Source organism: Kitasatospora sp. NPDC002227, assembly GCF_040296285.1.
Taxonomy (GTDB): Bacteria; Actinomycetota; Actinomycetes; order Streptomycetales; family Streptomycetaceae; genus Kitasatospora.
The window spans coordinates 1-17,762 of sequence record NZ_JBEOWY010000083.1 but is presented as its reverse complement, the minus strand read 5'-3'; the positions used below and the strand labels follow the sequence as shown (position 1 = coordinate 17,762).

13 protein-coding genes and 1 pseudogene are annotated in these 17,762 nt (G+C 73.1%); 8 read left to right on the top strand and 6 right to left on the bottom strand.

Annotated features, from left to right (window positions below; genetic code table 11):
- A pseudogene (gene purU / locus ABT095_RS37445) lies at positions 1-95 on the top strand (formyltetrahydrofolate deformylase); the annotation flags it as partial.
- An 82-nt stretch (positions 96-177) separates the two neighbouring features.
- Here the strand turns inward: purU and secA are convergent.
- Positions 178-2,907, bottom strand: a complete 2,730-nt coding sequence (secA, locus tag ABT095_RS37440) for a preprotein translocase subunit SecA (RefSeq protein ID WP_350534092.1) — start codon at positions 2,905-2,907, stop codon at positions 178-180.
- A gap of 266 nt (positions 2,908-3,173) precedes the next feature.
- Here secA and ABT095_RS37435 point away from each other — a divergent pair, with 266 nt between their 5' ends.
- A complete protein-coding gene (locus ABT095_RS37435; protein WP_350534091.1) occupies positions 3,174-4,337 on the top strand; it encodes a winged helix-turn-helix domain-containing protein in 1,164 nt (387 codons plus the stop codon).
- A gap of 20 nt (positions 4,338-4,357) precedes the next feature.
- Here ABT095_RS37435 and ABT095_RS37430 read toward each other — a convergent pair whose 3' ends face one another.
- Both ABT095_RS37430 and hpf read right to left on the bottom strand, forming a co-directional pair.
- The gene (locus ABT095_RS37430; RefSeq protein ID WP_502885138.1) at positions 4,358-5,146 is read right to left on the bottom strand and encodes a response regulator; all 789 of its coding nucleotides are present in this window, start codon (positions 5,144-5,146) and stop codon (positions 4,358-4,360) included.
- A 105-nt stretch (positions 5,147-5,251) separates the two neighbouring features.
- Positions 5,252-5,944, bottom strand: coding sequence for a ribosome hibernation-promoting factor, HPF/YfiA family (gene hpf, locus ABT095_RS37425; protein WP_350534090.1), 693 nt, complete (start codon positions 5,942-5,944; stop codon positions 5,252-5,254).
- Between the two features lie 318 nt (positions 5,945-6,262).
- On the opposite strand from hpf, the gene ABT095_RS37420 reads away from it, so the two are divergent.
- Entirely contained in the window at positions 6,263-6,946 is a 684-nt protein-coding gene (locus ABT095_RS37420; protein ID WP_350534089.1) for a ComF family protein, read from the top strand.
- Here ABT095_RS37420 and ABT095_RS37415 read toward each other — a convergent pair.
- The 3 genes from ABT095_RS37415 to mtrA are packed head-to-tail and all read right to left on the bottom strand — an operon-like array spanning position 6,934 to position 11,564.
- The gene (locus ABT095_RS37415) at positions 6,934-8,793 is read right to left on the bottom strand and encodes an LpqB family beta-propeller domain-containing protein (protein ID WP_350534088.1); all 1,860 of its coding nucleotides are present in this window, start codon (positions 8,791-8,793) and stop codon (positions 6,934-6,936) included. The genes ABT095_RS37420 and ABT095_RS37415 overlap by 13 nt on opposite strands.
- A complete protein-coding gene (gene mtrB, locus ABT095_RS37410) occupies positions 8,768-10,885 on the bottom strand; it encodes an MtrAB system histidine kinase MtrB (RefSeq protein WP_502885137.1) in 2,118 nt (705 codons plus the stop codon). The genes ABT095_RS37415 and mtrB overlap by 26 nt, the downstream gene beginning before the upstream one ends.
- Before the next feature lies 1 nt (position 10,886).
- Positions 10,887-11,564, bottom strand: a complete 678-nt coding sequence (gene mtrA, locus ABT095_RS37405) for an MtrAB system response regulator MtrA (RefSeq protein WP_104816374.1) — start codon at positions 11,562-11,564, stop codon at positions 10,887-10,889.
- 238 nt (positions 11,565-11,802) lie between these two features.
- Between mtrA and ABT095_RS37400 the strand changes: the two genes are divergently transcribed.
- The 5 genes from ABT095_RS37400 to ABT095_RS37380 all read left to right on the top strand — a co-directional run bounded on the left by ABT095_RS37400 (position 11,803) and on the right by ABT095_RS37380 (position 17,321).
- Complete coding sequence (locus tag ABT095_RS37400) at positions 11,803-12,960, top strand: DUF7847 domain-containing protein (protein ID WP_350534087.1); 1,158 nt, start codon at positions 11,803-11,805, stop codon at positions 12,958-12,960.
- Between the two features lie 5 nt (positions 12,961-12,965).
- The gene (locus ABT095_RS37395; RefSeq protein ID WP_350534086.1) at positions 12,966-13,628 is read left to right on the top strand and encodes a DUF4129 domain-containing protein; all 663 of its coding nucleotides are present in this window, start codon (positions 12,966-12,968) and stop codon (positions 13,626-13,628) included.
- Positions 13,625-14,830, top strand: coding sequence for a DUF4350 domain-containing protein (locus ABT095_RS37390; RefSeq protein ID WP_350534085.1), 1,206 nt, complete (start codon positions 13,625-13,627; stop codon positions 14,828-14,830). The genes ABT095_RS37395 and ABT095_RS37390 overlap by 4 nt, the downstream gene beginning before the upstream one ends.
- Positions 14,827-15,819 carry an AAA family ATPase gene (locus ABT095_RS37385; protein ID WP_350534084.1) on the top strand — a complete coding sequence of 331 codons (993 nt, stop codon included), beginning with the start codon at positions 14,827-14,829 and terminating at the stop codon, positions 15,817-15,819. The genes ABT095_RS37390 and ABT095_RS37385 overlap by 4 nt, the downstream gene beginning before the upstream one ends.
- 191 nt (positions 15,820-16,010) lie before the next feature.
- Positions 16,011-17,321 (top strand): DUF58 domain-containing protein, encoded by a 1,311-nt coding sequence (locus ABT095_RS37380; protein ID WP_350534083.1) that lies wholly within the window; start codon positions 16,011-16,013, stop codon positions 17,319-17,321.
- Positions 17,322-17,762: the final 441 nt, after the last annotated feature.

Sequence of the window (17,762 nt, the reverse complement as noted above, 5' to 3'; positions counted from 1 at the left end):
CCGAGTCGTACGGCATCCCGTTCCACCACCTGCCGGTCACCAAGGACACCAAGGCCGAGGCCGAGCAGCGGCTGCTCGACCTGGTGGCCGAGGAGGCCCGCCACGGAGGTGGCTGGTCGGTCGCGCGGTTCCCCGCGCCCCTGACAGTGCGACTACAGGTGGTGCACTCCTGAAGGGTTACTTCTTCTTGCGGAGCTTCCCGGCCTTGCGGCGCTCGGCGCGGGTCATCCCGTCACCCTCGTCCTCCGAGAAGTCGCCCTCGACGACCGTCTCGTCGCCGTCCACCGACGGAGCGGTGTAGTGCAGGCGCTGCGGCTTGGGAGCCTCCAGGCCCTTGGCCTTGATCTCCGGACGGGCGTCCTGCGAGGCGTCCCCGAGAGCGCCCTCGACCACCGGGACCTCCTCGACCTGCTGCTCGACCTGGACCTCCAGGTTGAACAGGTAGCCGACGGACTCCTCCTTGATGCCCTCCATCATGGCCCCGAACATGTCGAAGCCCTCACGCTGGTACTCGACCAGCGGGTCGCGCTGGGCCATCGCCCGCAGGCCGATGCCCTCCTGGAGGTAGTCCATCTCGTAGAGGTGCTCACGCCAGCGGCGGTCGAGCACCGAGAGCACCACGCGCCGCTCCAGCTCGCGCATGATCTCCGCGCCCAGCTGGTCCTCGCGGGCGCCGTACTGCGCCTGGATGTCCTCCTGGACGGTCTTGACCAGGAACTCGGGGGTCAGGCCGGCCGAGCCGCCGGCCTCCTCCTCCAGCGCGTCCAGCTCGACGGTCACGGGGTAGAGCTGCTTGAGCGCCGTCCAGAGCTTCTCGAGGTCCCAGTCGTCCTCGAAGCCCTCGCCGGTCGCCGCGGTGACGTACGCCTCGACGGTGTCGTCCATGAAGTGGCCGACCTGCTCCTGCAGGTCCTCGCCCTCGAGGACGCGGCGGCGCTCGCCGTAGATGACCTCGCGCTGGCGGTTGAGGACCTCGTCGTACTTGAGGACGTTCTTGCGGATCTCGAAGTTCTGCTGCTCGACCTGGGTCTGCGCCGAGGCGATCGCGCGGGTGACCATCTTGGACTCGATCGGCACGTCCTCGGGCACGTTGGCCATCGAGAGCACGCGCTCGACCATGCCGGCCTTGAACAGGCGCATCAGGTCGTCGCCCAGCGACAGGTAGAAGCGGGACTCGCCCGGGTCACCCTGACGGCCGGAGCGGCCGCGCAGCTGGTTGTCGATCCGGCGGGACTCGTGGCGCTCGGTGCCGAGCACGTACAGGCCGCCCAGCTCCTGGACCTCCAGCTGCTCCGCCTTGACGGAGGCCTTGGCCTTCTCCAGGGCGGACGGGAACGCGGCCTCGTACTCCTCCGGGGTGTCCAGCGCGGTCAGACCGCGCTGGGCCAGCTCGGCGGCGGCCAGGTGCTCGGCGTTGCCGCCCAGCATGATGTCGGTGCCACGGCCGGCCATGTTGGTGGCGACGGTGACGGCGCCCTTGCGCCCGGCCTGGGCGACGATCTGCGCCTCGCGCTCGTGGTGCTTGGCGTTGAGCACCTCGTGCGGCACGCCGCGCTTGCGCAGCTCCTGCGAGAGGTACTCGGACTTCTCGACCGACACGGTGCCGACCAGCACCGGCTGGCCCTTCTCGTGCTTCTCCACGATGTCCTCGACCACGGCCGCGAACTTGGCCGGCTCGGACTTGTAGATCAGGTCCGGCTGGTCGATGCGCAGCGGCGTCTTGTTGGTCGGGATCGGGACGACACCGAGCTTGTAGATCTGGTGGAACTCGGCCGCCTCGGTGGTGGCGGTACCGGTCATGCCGGAGAGCTTGTCGTACAGGCGGAAGAAGTTCTGCAGGGTGATGGTGGCCAGCGTCTGGTTCTCGTTCTGGACCTCCACCCCCTCCTTCGCCTCGATGGCCTGGTGCATGCCCTCGTTGTAGCGACGGCCGGCCAGGATACGGCCGGTGTGCTCGTCGACGATCATGACCTCGCCGTTCATCACGACGTAGTCCTTGTCCTTCTTGTAGAGCTCCTTCGCCTTGATGGCGTTGTTCAGGAACCCGACGAGAGGGGTGTTGACCGACTCGTAGAGGTTGTCGATGCCGAGGTAGTCCTCGACCCGGCTGACGCCCTCCTCGAGCACGCCGACGGTGCGCTTCTTCTCGTCGACCTCGTAGTCGCGGTCGATCTTGAGGCGCAGCACCAGCTTGGCGAAGTCGCTGTACCACTTGGTGGCCTGGTCGGCCGGGCCGGAGATGATCAGCGGGGTACGGGCCTCGTCGATCAGGATCGAGTCGACCTCGTCGACCACGGCGAAGTTGTGGCCGCGCTGGACGAGCTCCTCCTGCGACCAGGCCATGTTGTCGCGCAGGTAGTCGAAGCCGAACTCGTTGTTGGTGCCGTACGTGATGTCGCAGGCGTACTGCTCGCGGCGCTCGGCGGGCGACATGTTGGCCAGGATGCAGCCGACCTTGAGGCCGAGGAAGCGGTGCACCCGGCCCATCCACTCCGAGTCGCGCTCGGCGAGGTAGTCGTTGACGGTGATCAGGTGGACGCCCTTGCCGGTGAGCGCGTTCAGGTACGCGGGCAGGGTGCCGACCAGGGTCTTGCCCTCGCCGGTGCGCATCTCGGCGACGTAGCCGTGGTGCAGCGCGGCACCACCCATCAGCTGGACGTCGTAGTGGCGCTGGCCGAGCACCCGCTTGGCCGCCTCACGGACGGCGGCGAAGGCCTCGGGGAGGATGTCGTCAAGCGTCTGCCCGTCGGCCAGGCGGCCGCGGAACTCGTCGGTCAGCGCGCGCAGCTCGTCGTCGGTGAGGTTGACGAAGTCCTCTTCGATGGAGTTGACCTGGGCGGCAATCCGCTGCAGCTTGCGGAGGATCTTGCCCTCGCCTGCGCGCAGGATCTTGTCGAAGACGGACACTAGGGCTAGCTCCTTGCCTGGGTCGGCTCTGGACGACTGCGGGTGGGGTTACCCCACCGTACGGGTCATCGTATGCGAGGAGGCCGACGCGCCGGGAGGTGCGTCAGCACGGTATTCCCGTGTCACCCCTGAGTGCACATGCGCAGATAGCAGCGCCGGGTGGGGCAAAACGGTCACCGTTCGGACCCCTCGTGCTGCCTTGTACGACCGGCACCCCCGGTTGGTTCCCGGCCGCGCTGTCAGTACCGCCGCGTAGCCTGCCCGCCATGACAGCTCTGACCCTCTCCGCCGACGAAGCCCGCCTGATCGCGCTGCGCGCGCAGGGGCTGCTGGGCGCACCCGACCGGCGGGCCGGCGTGCCCGGGGTGCTGCGCGCGCTGGGCGCCGTCCAGCTCGACACCATCTCGGTGCTGGCCCGCTCGCACGAGCTGGTGCCGTACGCACGTCTGGGCGCCGTCGGCCGCCCGGCCGTGGAGCGGGCGCTCTGGGGGTCGGGTGAGACCTTCGAGTACTGGTCGCACGCGGCCTGCGTGCTGCCGATGGGCGAGTGGCCGCTGTTCGCCTTCCGCCGCCGGGCCTACCGCGCCAAGGGCGGCGTCTGGGACCACCGGGTCAGCGCCGAGGCGTACGAGGGAGTGCTGGCGCGCCTGCGCGCCGAGGGCCCGCTGACCTCGACCGACCTGGGCGGCGCCAAGCGCACCGGCGAGTGGTGGGACTGGTCGGACGCCAAGATCGCCGTCGAGCGGGCGCTCGCCTTCGGCGACGTGGTCTGCACCGAGCGGCGCAGCTGGAAGCGGGTCTACGACCTGGCCGAGCGGGCCGTCCCCGCCGAGCTGTACGGGCAGGAGCCGGGCGACGCCGAGTGCGCCCGGCAGCTGATCGCGCAGGCCGGCAGCGCCCTCGGGGTGGCCACCCGGTCCGACCTGATGGACTACTACCGCCTGGGGGCCCGGCTGTTCGACCAGGCGCTGCCCGACTCGGGCCTGGTGCCGGTCGAGGTCGAGGGCTGGGCGGCCCCGGCCTGGGCCGATCCGGCCGCGCTGGCCGCCGCCCCGCGCGGGCGCCACCGCACCACGCTGCTCTCGCCCTTCGACTCGCTGGTCTGGGAGCGGCCGCGCACCGAGCGGATCTTCGGCATGACGCACCGGCTGGAGGCCTACACCCCCAAGCACAAGCGCGAGCACGGCTACTTCGCGATGCCGCTGCTGGCGGGTGGCCGCCTGGTCGGCCGGGTCGACCCGGCCCGCGAGGGCAAGACCCTGGTGGCCCGTCAGGTCTCCCTGCACGGCCCCGAGCACGGCGCCGCCCACCTGCCCGCCCTCGCCCGGGCACTGCGTGAGGCCGCCGAGTGGGTCGGCTGCGAGAGCGTGCGCGTGGAGCGCCTCACCGACGAGTCGCTCCGCCCGGCGCTGGCGGAACTCCTGGGCTGATCCGGGCTGATCCGGGCTGATCACCCTATTTCGAGGATCTTCTCCCGCATCGCGTAGACCACGGCCTCCATCCGGGAGTGCAGCTGCAGCTTCTCCAGGATGTTGCGGACGTGGTTCTTCACGGTGTTCTCGCTGATGAACAGCTCCTTGGCGATCTCCCGGTTGTTCATCCCGGTCGCGACCAGCTTGAGCACCTCCAGCTCACGGTCCGTCAGCCGCGGCGCGGGCACCAAGTCCCGGTCGTCGGAGCGGCGCTGGATCATCGACTTGAACTCGGTGAGCAGTTTGGAGGCCATCGAGGGGCTGATCTGCGACTGGCCGTCGGCCACCGCCCGGATCGCGGTGGCCACCTCGTCGGTGGAGATCTCCTTGAGCAGGTAGCCGGTCGCCCCGGCCTTGATCGCCTCGTAGAGGTCGGCTTCCTCGTCGCTTATCGTCAGCATGATGATCTTCGCGCTCGGGGCCACGTCCTTGATCGCGGTACAGGCCTCGATCCCGCTGCGCCGGGGCATCCGCACGTCCATCAGGATGATGTCCGGCAGCAGGTCGGCCGCCTTGAGCACCGCCTCCGCGCCGTCCCCCGCCTCGCCGACGACCTTGATGTCCTCCTCCTCGGCGAGGACGATCTCCAGGCCGCGGCGGAAGAGCGCGTGATCGTCGACCACCAGGACGCGGATCGGCTCGCCGCGGTGCGCCAAGTGGCCGGACCGCTCGTAGCCGTCCTCGCCCTCCCCGGCCCCTGGCCGCAGGCCCCGCGTGTTCTCCCCCACTCCGCCCCTCCCGGTCACCGGTCGCTGTCGGCCCATCATTCCACGGCCGACCCGTCCCCCGATCACCCTCCGGCGTCAACCCGCCCAGCTGGGTGACCCCGGAGTCTCCTGGCCTCCGGGGTCACTCGTCAACTGTCGGTGCCGTCAGCTCGCGTCGGTCTCCCCGATCGCGCCACCGGCGCCGCTCGCCTCATCGGTGATCGTGCCGTCGGTCGCCAGGTGGATGACGCCGTAGTGGTAGCCGTGGCGGCGGTAGACCACGCTGGGCAGACCGCTGTCCTTCTCCACGAACAGGTAGAAGTCGTGGCCGACGAGCTCCATCTCGTACAGCGCCTGGTCCAGCGCCATCGGCCCGGCGTGGTGCGTCTTCTCGCGGACGACGAGCGGGCCGTCGCCCTCCACCTCCAGGGAACCCATCTTGATCTTCTTGACGGCGCCGTTCACGCCGGCGGGCCGCTCACCCTCGGGCAGGCCGGCCAGCGCGGCCGTGGCCTCCCCGACACTGATGGGAGCGTGGCTGCCGGTGGCGCCCTTGTGCACCCGGCGACGGTCGGCCGACTTGCGCAGCTGCGCGTCGAGCTTGGCCGAGGCCAGGTCGAGTGCCGCGTACGGGTCCGCGGCGGCGGCCTCGGCTCGGATCACCGGACCGCGGGTACGAAGAGTGATCTCCACCCGCTCGGACCGGTCGGCCTGGCGCGGGTTGTGCTCCTTGGACACCTCGACGTCGAGGCTGATCACCTTGCCGTCGAACTTCTGGACCTTCTCCAGCTTCTCGGCCACGTGCTCGCGGAACCTCTTGGGCACCTCGGTCTTGCGGCCCTTGACGACGATGTCCACGCAGAACTCCGATCCCTCGTGCTGACGCCGACCCGGATCACCGGGTACGGCTGAGACCCAGCCGGACCAGCCCGCCGGCCCTCACCTCACTTCCTCCCCACCAGGGACGCGGGAAACCCCTTGTGGCCTTATGGAACACCTCACGCGAGGTTTTCGCCTCCCCAGTCGAACGAGCTGGCGAAGCTGGGCGGAGCCTCCGGCTGTTCCCCACTGTTTACCCTCCTGCGGGTGAAATACCAGTAAAGATCTGGACAACACACCCCAGACGGCCCACCGTTTGGCTCACTCTCCGTACCCGTCCGACCCCCCGGAGGAGCCGTGCCCGCCCTGCTCGACCTGCTGCTCCCCACGCCCTGCGCGGGGTGCCGTGCCGGGCGCAGTCAGCTCTGCGCGCGCTGTGCCGGGGTGCTCGCTACGCTGCGGGCGGGGCCGGCCGGGCCGCGGCCGGCGCCAGGCGGGCTGCCGCCGTTGCACGCCGCGGGCGAGTACGCCGATCCGGTGCGGCAGCTGCTGCTCGCGCACAAGGAGCGGGGGGCGGTGCGCCTGGCCGGGCCGCTGGGGCGGGCGCTGGCGGGGGCCGTGCGGTCGGCGCTGCGGGAGCAGGGGGCGGCGGGGCCGGTGGTGCTGGTGCCGATGCCCTCGGCGCGGCGGGCCGTCCGGGCCCGGGGGCACGACGCGACGCTGCGGCTGGCCCGCGCCGCCGCCCGTGAGCTGCGGCGCTCCGGGTGCCCGGCCAGGGTCGCCCCGGTGCTGCGGCACAACCGCGCCGTGGCCGACCAGGCGGGTCTGGGCGCCGAGCAGCGGCGGCGCAATCTGTCCGGCGCGCTCGCCGTCCGCGCCGCGCGGCTGCCCCCGTACCCGCTCGTCCTGGTCGACGACCTGGTGACCGCGGGCGCCAGCCTGGCCGAGGCCGCCCGCGCGCTGCGGGCCCACGGCCGCCCGCCGGCCGCCGCCGCGACGGTGGCCGCGACCCGCCGCCGGAGGGGCCGTCAGCCCGGGTAGGTGAAGAGCCGCCCCTGGCCCTGGGTGATCAGTTCCTGCCACTGGCCGCCGACCAGACGGTAGATCTGCTTGGTCGAGGAGGTGCCGAGCACCGCCGGCGGAGTGTCGGTGCCGCCGGCCGCCTCGGTGGCGGAGACGGAGCTCATCGAGTCGCCACCGGACTGCAGGGCGTCGCTGCTCTGCGAGCCGTCCGTGCCCACGTAGTACAGCTGGCGCAGCTTGTCCCGCTCCTTGCCGAGCACCAGCAGCTGGTCGGTGTCCGCCCAGCTGAAGGAGAGGATGTCGGTCAACTGCGGTGCCAGCGGGCGCAGTCCGGTGACGGTCAGCTCCGGGTCCTCCGCCGTGCCCCCGTGCACCACCAGGCCGAGCAGGAGCGAGGGCGCGCCGGAGCCGTCCTCGGTGAGCAGCGCCAGCCGGGTGCCGTCGGAGGAGATCCGCAGCTCCGTCGGCAGCTTGCCGCCCAGCCCGTTCACCGTCACCGGAACGACCGTCCGGTCCCGGACCATCAGCACCCGCCGGGCGGCGGGGTCGCGGTCGATCACCCACAGGTTCTGCCGGCCGTCCCAGCTCGGGGTGGACAGGCCGCGGTCCCGGGCACTCCCGCCGTCGTGCGAAGTGACCACCGGCGTCCCGGGCTTGGCGTCCCGGTCCAGCGCGGTCACGGCCAGCTTGGTGCGGTCGGAGTTCACCACGGCCGCCACCTGGCCGTCCCGGCGCACCGCCAGCACGGCCGGCGCCGCCGCCGGGGCCAGCGCCTTGCCGAGCGGCCCGGGCACCTGCTTGCCGCCGCCGTCGGCCTGGGGCTGCATCAGCTGGCCGTTGTCCAGCAGGTAGTACGGGTCGGCCGCGGCCGAGCCGGCCAGCATCCCGGGGGCGTGCTTCTGGGCCTCGGAGGAGTCCACCGTGCAGCTGCCCCTGGCCCCGGAGAGCGTGAGCCGGTCCAGCTGACGCTTCAGCTGGTCGGCCAGGGTGTAGAAGAGCTGGTCCGCCATCTTGACGCACAGTCCGGACTGGGCGTTGAAGTCGGCGATGTTCACCCTCACCGCGGCCGCCTGACTGTCGTTCACCGACACCGGCCCGACCAGCCCCACGCCGTGGAAGTAGGTCTCCACGGCGGGCGCCAGCCACTTCGACGGCCCGTCGAGGAGGGCCTGCGCGGCGGCCGTGAGCGGGTCTATTCGCCGCCGCACGTAGATCGGGTCCGGCACCAGCGGCCGGTTCTGGTCGGGCCCGGAGCTGTCCGGCGCCGCGTAGAAGTAGCGGTGGACCTGCCGGTAGCCGTTCTTGAAGTTGGTCAGGTCGATGATCAGGCCGTCCGGCAGCTTGGAGATCCGCCACTCGCCCTTGTCCCGGCCCTCGGTCTCCTTCACCAGGGTGAAGGACTGGGGGTAGCTCACCGCGGGCACCGAGTCCCGGTAGGTGTGCTTGTCGTCCAGCCTGGCGACCTGGTTGCCCAGGACGGTGTAGTCCTCCGTCACGTCCGCCGGTTCGGGGGTGTGCACCGGGCTGGTCACGGTGTGGTCGAGCACGACCACACCGGCGTCCGGCTTCCAGCGGTCGCGGGCCCCCTGGGTGAGGTACTTCAGCGCGGTGCCGAAGTCGGGCTCGTCCGCGTTGGAGGCGGTGAGGAAGCCGGTCAGCACGTCGCCCGGGTCCGCGCCCGGGTGCGGTTCGACCGGGAAGACCCGTACCTGCAGGTTCTCCGCGCCGGCGTTCTGCGGCAGGTTGACCGCCTGCGGCGCGCCGTCGGAGGGCATGGCCGCGCAGCCCGAGGCGAGCAGCGTGACCAGCCCCGTCCACGCGGCCAGGAGCAGCCGCCGGTCAGCCTTGCGGCTCGTCCTCGCCATCGTGGGCCCCCTCCGTCTCGCTGTCCGCCACCGGGCCGGCGGCCGGCCCCACCACGACCTGCGCGCCGGTGGCACCGTACCCCGCCGCCGCGGCGCGGACGTCCGAGGGGTCGGAGACCGGCGTCGGGGGCAGCTTGCCCAGCCCCGGGCCGATGCTCAGTACGCCGCCCAGCCCGCTGCCGAAGCCCGGCTGCGGGGTGTCCGGCGTCTCCGGGCTCTCCACCGGCCGGCCGCTCTCGCCGCCCGCCGTGATCGCCGTCGCCCCGGCCGGGCGGTTCATCCGCCGGTACGGGGTGCCGGGCGAGCCGAGGCCCCGGTTGTGCCGGGAGTCCTCCGGCTCCAGCCGGAACGGCGCCCGGGAGATCTCGCCGCCACGGGTGCGCGGCAGGGTGAGGCGGAAGTGCGAGCCGCCGCCGGGCTCGCCCCAGGCCTGCAGCCAGCCGCCGTGCAGGTGCGCGTCCTCCACCGCGATGGACAGCCCGAGGCCGGTGCCGCCGGTGGTCCGCACCCGGGAGGGGTCGGCCCGCCAGAATCGGTGGAAGACCCGGGAGGCCTCGCCGGGCTTGAGCCCGATGCCGTAGTCCCGGACGCCGACCGCCACGGCGCCGTCGCGCGAGCCGAGTTGGACCACCACGTCCCGGCCCTCGCCGTGCTCCAGGGCGTTGACCACCAGGTTGCGCAGGATGCGCTCGATCCGGCGCGGGTCGACCTCGGCCACCACCGGCTCCTCGGCGCCCCGCACGATCACGGCGCTGCCCTTGGCCTGCGCCAGCGGGTCGGCCGCCTCGATCACCCGCTGCACGATGTCGCGCAGGTCCACCGGCTCGGCGTCCAGGATCGCGGCGCCCGCGTCGAACCGGCTGATCTCCAGCAGGTCGGCGAGCAGCGACTCGAAGCGGTCCAGCTGGCCCTGCAGCAGCTCCGCCGAGCGGGCCGCCATCGGGTCCAGGTCCTCGCGGCTGTCGTAGATCAGGTCCGCCGCCATCCGGACGGTGGTCAGTGGGGTGCGCAGCTCGTGCGAGACGTCCGAGACGAACCGCCGCTGCACCCGGGAGAGCTCCTCCAGCTGGCGGATCTGCGCCTGCAGGCCGTTGGCCATCCGGTTGAACGCGTCGCCCAGGCGGGCGATGTCGTCGGTGCCGGTGACCTTCATCCGCTCCTCGAGGTGGCCCGCGGCCACCCGCTCGGAGATCCCGGCGGCCATCCGCACCGGTGTGACGACCTGGCGCACCACCACCCAGGCGATGCCGCCGAGCAGGATCACCACGAACACCCCGGCCGTGGCCAGCGTGCCGGTCACCAGGCCCAGGGTGTCGGTCTCCTGCCCGAAGGAGAAGACGTAGTACAGCTGGTACCGGTCGTCCTTGCTCTGCCCCGGCCCGGTGAACTGCTTGCCGACCACCAGACCGGGCTCGCTGTGCGGGCCCTTGCCGTTCTCCGCGCCGCGCTGGATCTCGCTGGTCTGCTCGTGCGGGCGGCTCGGATCCGCCGCGACCTGCTGGCGCAGCTTGGGCGAGATGGAGCTGGGCAGGATGTTGCCCGAGTACCAGGCGCCGCGCAGGCCCGCGCTGGAGGCGCTCGCCTGCTGGTCGGTCTGCGGCACCAGCGCGATCACCGAGTACACCCCGGCGCCGCCGCTGGCCAGGTCGGAGACCTGCTTGATCAGCCAAGTGCTGAGCTCGTCCTTGGTCGGGTCGGTGGCCCCGCCCGCCTTGGCCTGCAGGTTGACGGCTTCGTTGATCTTCTCCTGCTCGATCTGGAAGCCGCCGTTGGCCTGGCTCTCCGCCGCCGCCCGCTTGGTGCCGAGCAGCCCGGCCCGCACCTGGGCGACGACCACCACGCCGAGCACCAGCACCACGGCCAGCGAGAGCAGCAGCGTCGCAGCCACCACCCGCACCTGGATCGAGCGCTGGTAGAGCGCCCGCACCCGGTGCAGCGGGCGGCGCAGCTGACGGGCCACCAGCGCGAGCAGCGCGGCCGGCCCACGCCGGGGCGCACGGCCCTGGGTGGTCGAGCTCAGCACGTCCCCGCGCACAGCGGCCTCCCCGTCGGCGGCCGGGCCCGACGGGGAGTCGTCAGTCTGGTGCCTCACGTCAGCTGGGCCCGGCCTTGTAGCCGACGCCGCGGACGGTCACGACGATCTCCGGGCGCTCCGGGTCCTTCTCGATCTTCGAGCGCAGGCGCTGCACGTGGACGTTGACCAGGCGGGTGTCCGCCGCGTGCCGGTAGCCCCAGACCTGCTCGAGCAGCACCTCGCGGGTGAACACCTGCCAGGGCTTGCGGGCCAGCGCGACCAGCAGGTCGAACTCCAGCGGGGTCAGCGGGATGCCCCGGCCCTCGCGCTTGACGGAGTGCCCCGCCACATCGATCACCAGGTCACCGATGGTCAGCTGCTCCGGCGTCGGCTCCTCGGCGCGGCGCAGCCGCGCCCGGACCCGGGCCACCAGCTCCTTGGGCTTGAACGGCTTCACGACATAGTCGTCGGCACCGGACTCCAGACCCACCACGATGTCGACGGTGTCGGTCTTGGCCGTCAGCATCACGATCGGCACCCCCGACTCCGACCGGATCTGGCGGCAGACGTCGATACCGTCCCGCCCCGGCAGCATCAGGTCGAGGAGGACCAGGTCAGGCTTGGTCTCCCGGAACGCGGCTAGTGCCTTGTCCCCATCCGCGACGAAAAACGGCTCAAAACCCTCACCACGCAGCACGATGCCCAACATCTCGGCCAGTGCGGTGTCGTCATCAACGACGAGGACGCGTCCCTTCATGGCTCCATCCTCTCATTACCGGTTTGTGACCTGCCGCACAGCCGTGCCATTTCGGCGTGGAAGCGGCCACCCAGTCGGTCATACCGGCGCAAACCCCCCGGCCGCGCACCCAGCCGGGCAGCGGCCCTCGGCAGCCCGGACCCACCATGGCACGATGGGCGCACGTACGGGCCGGTGCCCGCACGTCCGCCCCTCAGGCACCTCAGGCACCTCAGCAGCCGGCACTTCAGGAGCAGTGATGACCGACACCCCGGGCTGGGCACCGCCCAGCTCGCCCGAGCCACCCCACGAGGCCGCCGGGTCGTCGGCACCACCCGCCCCCGGCGCCCCGCAGGACGCCGTAACGCCCGTCGGCCCGCCGCCCGGACCCCAGCCGGGCTGGGGTCCGCAGCCGGGCTGGGGCCAGCAACCCGGCTGGGGCCAGCAGCCCGGCTGGGGCGGCCACCCCGGCTGGACCGCACCGCCCAGCCCCAGGCCCGGCGTCATCCCGCTGCGGCCGCTCGGCCTCGGCGAGATCCTGGACGGCGCCGTCTCCTCGGTCCGCTCGCACTGGCGCGCCGCGTTCGGCCTCTCCTTCGGCGTCGCCGTGGTCGTCCAGACCCTCAACGCGCTCGTCTCGCTCTGGCAGTACGCGCGCCCGGACGACACCCTGCCGCAGATCGCCTACGTCGTGACCGTCCCGCTGGACCTGCTGATCGGGGTCTTCGTCGCGGGCCTGCTCACCATCGTGGTCAGCAAGGCCGTGCTCGGCCAGCCCATCTCGCTGGCCGGCGCCTGGACCGCCGCCCGGCCCCAGCTGCTCCGGCTGCTCGGCGTCACCGCGCTCGTCCTGCTGATCACCGCGGGCACCATGCTGCTCGGCGGCCTGCCGCTGATCCTCACCCTGCTGTACAAGAACCACGACCCGGGCACCATCACGCTGCTCGCCCTGCCCGTCCTCGCCGCCCTCCCCGTCGCCCTCTGGCTCGCCGTCCGGCTGAGCCTGGCCGCCCCCGCCCTGATGCTCGAGAAGCAGGGCGTACGCGCCGCACTGGCCCGCTCCCGGCGCCTGGTGAAGGGCTCCTGGTGGCGGATCTTCGGAATCACGGTGCTCGGCCAGGTCCTGCTGGCCATCGTCAGCATGATCATCCTGGCGCCGTTCACCATGATCGGCGTGGCCGTCGCCTTCAGCCAGACCGACAACTGGGACGGCAACAGCCTCGGCCCCGCCGTCATCCTGTGCTCCGCCATCGGCGGCATCATCTCCTCCACCGTCACCACCCCGGTCACCGCCGCGATCAACGTGCTGCTCTACGTGGACCAGCGCATCCGCCGCGAGGCCCTCGACCTCGAGCTCGCCCGCGCCGCCGGCCTCCCCGGCGCCACCATCCCCCACCCAGCAGCGCCGGGAGCCTGAACCGGATGCCGAACCACGGGGGGTGGGCATCGCTCGCGAGCGGTGTCCCGGTCACGGTCGACCGGGACACCGCGCGGGACGCCGCCCAGCAGGAACTGCTCAACCCGGCCTACCACCGGCACGACCCGAGCCTGCCGCAACGCGTCATGAACTGGCTCGGCGAACAGCTCGACCACGCCCTCAGCGGCCTCGGCTCCGCGAGCCACAGCGGCACCACCGGCGTCGTCCTCGCCCTGATCGCCGCCACCGTACTGATCCTCGCCCTGCGCGGACGCCTCGGCGCGCCCCGCCGCGAGGCCCGCTCGGCCGCCCTCTTCACCACCACCGGCCCCCGCACCGCCGCACAGCACCGGGCCGCGGCCGCCGCCCACGCCACCGCCGGCGCCTGGTCCGAGGCCGTCCGCGAACAGATGCGCGCCCTGGTCCGCTCCCTCGAGGAGCGCGCCCTGCTCGAGCCCCGCCCCGGCCGCACCGCCGACGAAGCCGCCGCCGAAGCAGGCCGCGCCCTGCCCGCCCACGCCGCCGCACTCACCGCCGCCGCCCGCAGCTTCGACGCCATCGCCTACGGGCGGCACACCGCCGACCAGGCCGCCTACCAGCACCTGGCCGACCTCGACCGGGCCCTCACCGCCACCCGCCCCACCCCCGTCGGCGGAGGCCCCGCATGAGCGCCATGACCACCGAGGGCACCACCCTCGCCCCCACCGGCCGCGGCCTCTGGCGACGCGGCCGCTGGTACCTGGCCTTCACCACCGCCCTGCTGCTCGCCGCCCTCCTCATCACCGGGCTCGGCACCCACCGGGACTACCCGCCGCTCGACCCCCGTTCCACCGACCCCGACGGCGCCCACGCCGCCGTCCAACTGCTGCGCCACCAAGGCGTCAGCGTCCGGGAGATATCCGGCCCCGGCGACCTCGCCGACGCCCTCACCACCCCCGACACCACCGTCGTCCTCCCCGAGCCCGACCTGCTCACCCAGACCCAGCTCGACCGCCTCGGCACCCCCGCCCGCACCGCCCGCACCCGCCTGGTGCTCATCGCCGCCCAGCAGAACGCCCTGCGCGCCCTGGCCCCCACCGTCACCCTCCCCACCGACCAGGACGGCCTCCCGGGGGCCCTCGCCTCCGCCGAGACCGCACCCGGCTGCGCCCTCCCCGAGGCCGGCCGCGCCGGACGCGCCGAACTCGGCGGCCTCCTCTACCGGCCCGGCCCCGACGACCTCGGCTGCTACCCCCGCCAAGGCGACCACCCACTCGTCCAGCACCCCGGCCCCGACGGCAGCGACACCGTCCTCCTCGGCAGCGGCCGCCTGCTCACCAACGAGCGCCTCGCCCACACCGGCAACGCCGCCCTGGCCCTCGGCCTGCTCGGCGCCCACCCCAAGCTCGCCTGGTACCTCCCCGACACCGCCACCGCCCGGCCCGCCGCCCAGCAGCACACCCTCACCGACTACCTCCCCCGCGGCTGGCTCTGGGCCACCCTCCAGCTCGGCATCGCCGCCCTGCTCGCCGCCGCCTGGCGTGCCCGCCGCCTCGGCCCCGTCGTCACCGAGCAGCTCCCCGCCGTCGTCCGCGCCACCGAGACCACCGAAGGCCGAGCCCGGCTCTACCGGCGCGCCAACGCCCGCGGCCGCGCCGCCGAGGCCCTGCGCACCGCCACCCGCCACCGCCTGGCCGGCGCCCTGCGCCTGCCGCTCACCGCCGGCGAACCCGACCCCACCGCCCTGTGCGCCACTGCCGCCGACCGCCTCGACCGGCCCGCCGCCGAACTCCACACCGTCCTCTACGGCCCCGCGCCCACCGACGACACCGCCCTGCTGCGCCTTGCCGACAGCCTCGACGCCCTCGAAAGACAGGTACGACAGCCGTGACCGAGCCCGCTACCACCGTCGCCTCCCCGCGCGAGGCGGCCGTCTCCCCGCGCGAGGCGCTGACCGCCCTGCGCACCGAGATCGCCAAGGCCGTGGTCGGCCAGGACGCCGCCGTCACCGGCCTGGTCGTCGCCCTGCTCTGCGGCGGCCACGTCCTGCTCGAGGGCGTCCCCGGCGTCGCCAAGACCCTCCTGGTCCGCACCCTGTCCACCGCGCTCTCACTGGAGACCAAGCGCGTCCAGTTCACCCCCGACCTGATGCCCGGCGACGTCACCGGCTCCCTGGTCTACGACGCCCGCACCGCCGAGTTCTCCTTCCAGCCCGGCCCGGTCTTCACCAACCTGCTGCTCGCCGACGAGATCAACCGCACCCCGCCCAAGACCCAGGCCTCCCTGCTCGAGGCCATGGAGGAGCACCAGGTCACCGTCGACGGCACCCCGCGTCCGCTCCCCGAACCCTTCCTGGTCGCCGCCACCCAGAACCCGGTCGAGTACGAGGGCACCTACCCCCTGCCCGAGGCCCAGCTCGACCGCTTCCTGCTCAAGCTGATCCTCCCGCTGCCCACCCGCGAGCAGGAGTTCCAGGTACTCACCCGGCACGCCGCCGGCTTCGACCCGCGCGACCTCGCCGCCGCCGGGGTCCGCCCGGTCGCCGGGCCCGCCGACCTCGCCGCCGCCCGCGCCGAACTGGCCGGACTCACCGTCTCCCCCGAGATCCTCGGCTACGTGGTCGACCTCTGCCGCGCCACCCGCACCTCGCCCTCCCTGGCCAACGGCGTCTCCCCCCGCGGCGCCACCGCCCTGCTCGCCACCTCCCGCGCCTGGGCCTGGCTGGCCGGCCGCGACTACGTCACCCCCGACGACGTCAAGGCCCTCGCCCTCCCCACCCTGCGCCACCGCATCCAACTCCGCCCCGAGGCGGAGATGGAGGGCATCACCGCAGACTCCGTCATCCAGTCCGTCCTCGCCCAGACCCCCGCCCCGCGCTGACCCGCCCTCGACGACGCCAGGCCCGACCGGGGCAGGGGCCTCCGGCCTCCGGCCTCGCCGACGGCGGGCCAGGAAGGGGCGCGGGGAACTGCGCGACCAGCCACCGCCCGCCCGCAGGGGCCTCACCGCCCGAACCGCCCGCCCCCTCGCGCCGCTTGAACCGTCCCTCCCCTCCCTAGGAGCCCCAGCCCATGGCCCTGACCGGCCGCACCGCCCTCCTCGCCGCCCTCGGCGCCCTGGTCGTGGGCCTGCTGCTGCCCTCCTGGGCGGGCATCGGCACGGTCAGCGCCGTCCTCCTGCTCGGCATCCTCACCGACCTCGCCCTGGCCGCCCCGGTCCGCTCCCTCCGGCTCACCCGCGGCGGAGCCACCAGCACCCGCCTCGGCGAACCGGCCGAGGTCCAGCTCCTCCTCACCAACCCCGCCAACCGCCCCCTGCGCGCCGCCGTCCGCGACGCCTGGCCCCCGTCCGCCTGGGCCCCCGGCACCTCGTACGAAGCCTCCCGGCACACCCTCACCGTCCCCGCCGGGGAGAGCCGCCGCCTCACCACCCCACTCGCCCCCACCCGCCGGGGCGACCACCACGCCCACCGCGTGACCATCCGCTCCACCGGCCCGCTCGGCCTGGCCGCCCGCCAGGGCTCCCACCACTCCCCCTGGACCCTGCGCGCCCTGCCGCCCTTCCTCAGCCGCAAGCACCTCCCCTCCCGGCTCGCCCGCCTGCGCGAACTCGACGGCCGCACCTCCGTGCTCGCCCGGGGCCAGGGCACCGAGTTCGACTCCCTGCGTGAGTACCTGCCCGGCGACGACGTCCGCTCCATCGACTGGCGCGCCAGCGCCCGCCGCCACACGGTGGCCGTCCGCACCTGGCGCCCCGAACGCGACCGGCACCTGCTGCTCGTCCTCGACACCGGCCGCACCTCCGCCGGCCGCGTCGGCGACGCGCCACGGCTCGACGCCGCACTCGACGCCGCCCTGCTGCTCACCGCCCTCGCCACCAAGGCGGGCGACCGGGTCGACCTGCTCGCCCACGACCGCCACCGCCGGGCCGCCGTCCTCGGCCGCTCACCCAGCGAGGTCCTCCCCGCCGTCACCAACGCGATGGCCGGCCTGCAGCCCGCCCTGGTCGAGACCGACCTGCGCGCCCTGGTCTCCACCACCCTCCGCACGGCCCCCCACCGCTCCCTGGTGGTCCTCTTCACCGGCCTGGACGCCCACCCGATCGAGGAAGGGCTGCTCCCCCACCTCCCCCTCCTCACCAAGCACCACGAAGTCGTCCTGGCCGCCGTCGCCGACCCCCGCCTCGACGAACTCGCCACCACCCGCGGCACCGTGACGGACATCTACCACGCAGCCGCTGCCGAACAGACCCGCGCCGACCGCCGCCGCACCGCCGCCCTCCTCACCCGCCACGGCGTCACCGTCCTCGACGCCCCACCCCACGCCCTCCCCCCGGCCCTCGCCGACACCTACCTCGCCCTCAAGGCCGCCGGCCGCCTGTAGCGGCACCCGCCGCACCATCAGGATTCGGCCCAGCGGACGGGGTGCCCGGACGGTTCCCTGGTGAGCCACGTGCCGTCCCCGAGTGGCCAGAAGTCGTAAGAGTTCTCCCCGCGCGTATCGAACCCACCAAGGACCTCGCCGGACCGCGCATCGACGGAGTCGTGCAGGAACCACTCCTCCCCGTCCTCGACCTCACCGGCCGCAGCCACGACAGAGGTGTCCGGGCTCAGGAAGCCACCGCACCATTCGACATGCACGCCTCGTCCGGAACCCCACCCTCGGGGTAGGCATGCACGGCCCCACGTCAGCCTGGTCATCGCCTCCGGAATTTCTCCGGAAATGCGAAAAGCCCCGACCGGTTTCCCGGTCGGGGCTTCTCTGAAAAATTGTTCGGCGGCGTCCTACTCTCCCACAGGGTCCCCCCTGCAGTACCATCGGCGC

Excerpts from the sequence above, each read along its gene's own strand:
- ABT095_RS37435 (WP_350534091.1), top strand. The coding sequence starts at position 3,174 with ATGACAGCTCTGACCCTCTCCGCCGACGAAGCCCGCCTGATCGCGCTG.
- ABT095_RS37430 (WP_502885138.1), bottom strand. The coding sequence starts at position 5,146 with ATGATGGGCCGACAGCGACCGGTGACCGGGAGGGGCGGAGTGGGGGAG.
- ABT095_RS37415 (WP_350534088.1), bottom strand. The coding sequence starts at position 8,793 with ATGGCGAGGACGAGCCGCAAGGCTGACCGGCGGCTGCTCCTGGCCGCG.
- mtrA (WP_104816374.1), bottom strand. The coding sequence starts at position 11,564 with ATGAAGGGACGCGTCCTCGTCGTTGATGACGACACCGCACTGGCCGAG.
- ABT095_RS37400 (WP_350534087.1), top strand. The coding sequence starts at position 11,803 with ATGACCGACACCCCGGGCTGGGCACCGCCCAGCTCGCCCGAGCCACCC.
- ABT095_RS37395 (WP_350534086.1), top strand. The coding sequence starts at position 12,966 with ATGCCGAACCACGGGGGGTGGGCATCGCTCGCGAGCGGTGTCCCGGTC.
- ABT095_RS37390 (WP_350534085.1), top strand. The coding sequence starts at position 13,625 with ATGAGCGCCATGACCACCGAGGGCACCACCCTCGCCCCCACCGGCCGC.
- ABT095_RS37380 (WP_350534083.1), top strand. The coding sequence starts at position 16,011 with ATGGCCCTGACCGGCCGCACCGCCCTCCTCGCCGCCCTCGGCGCCCTG.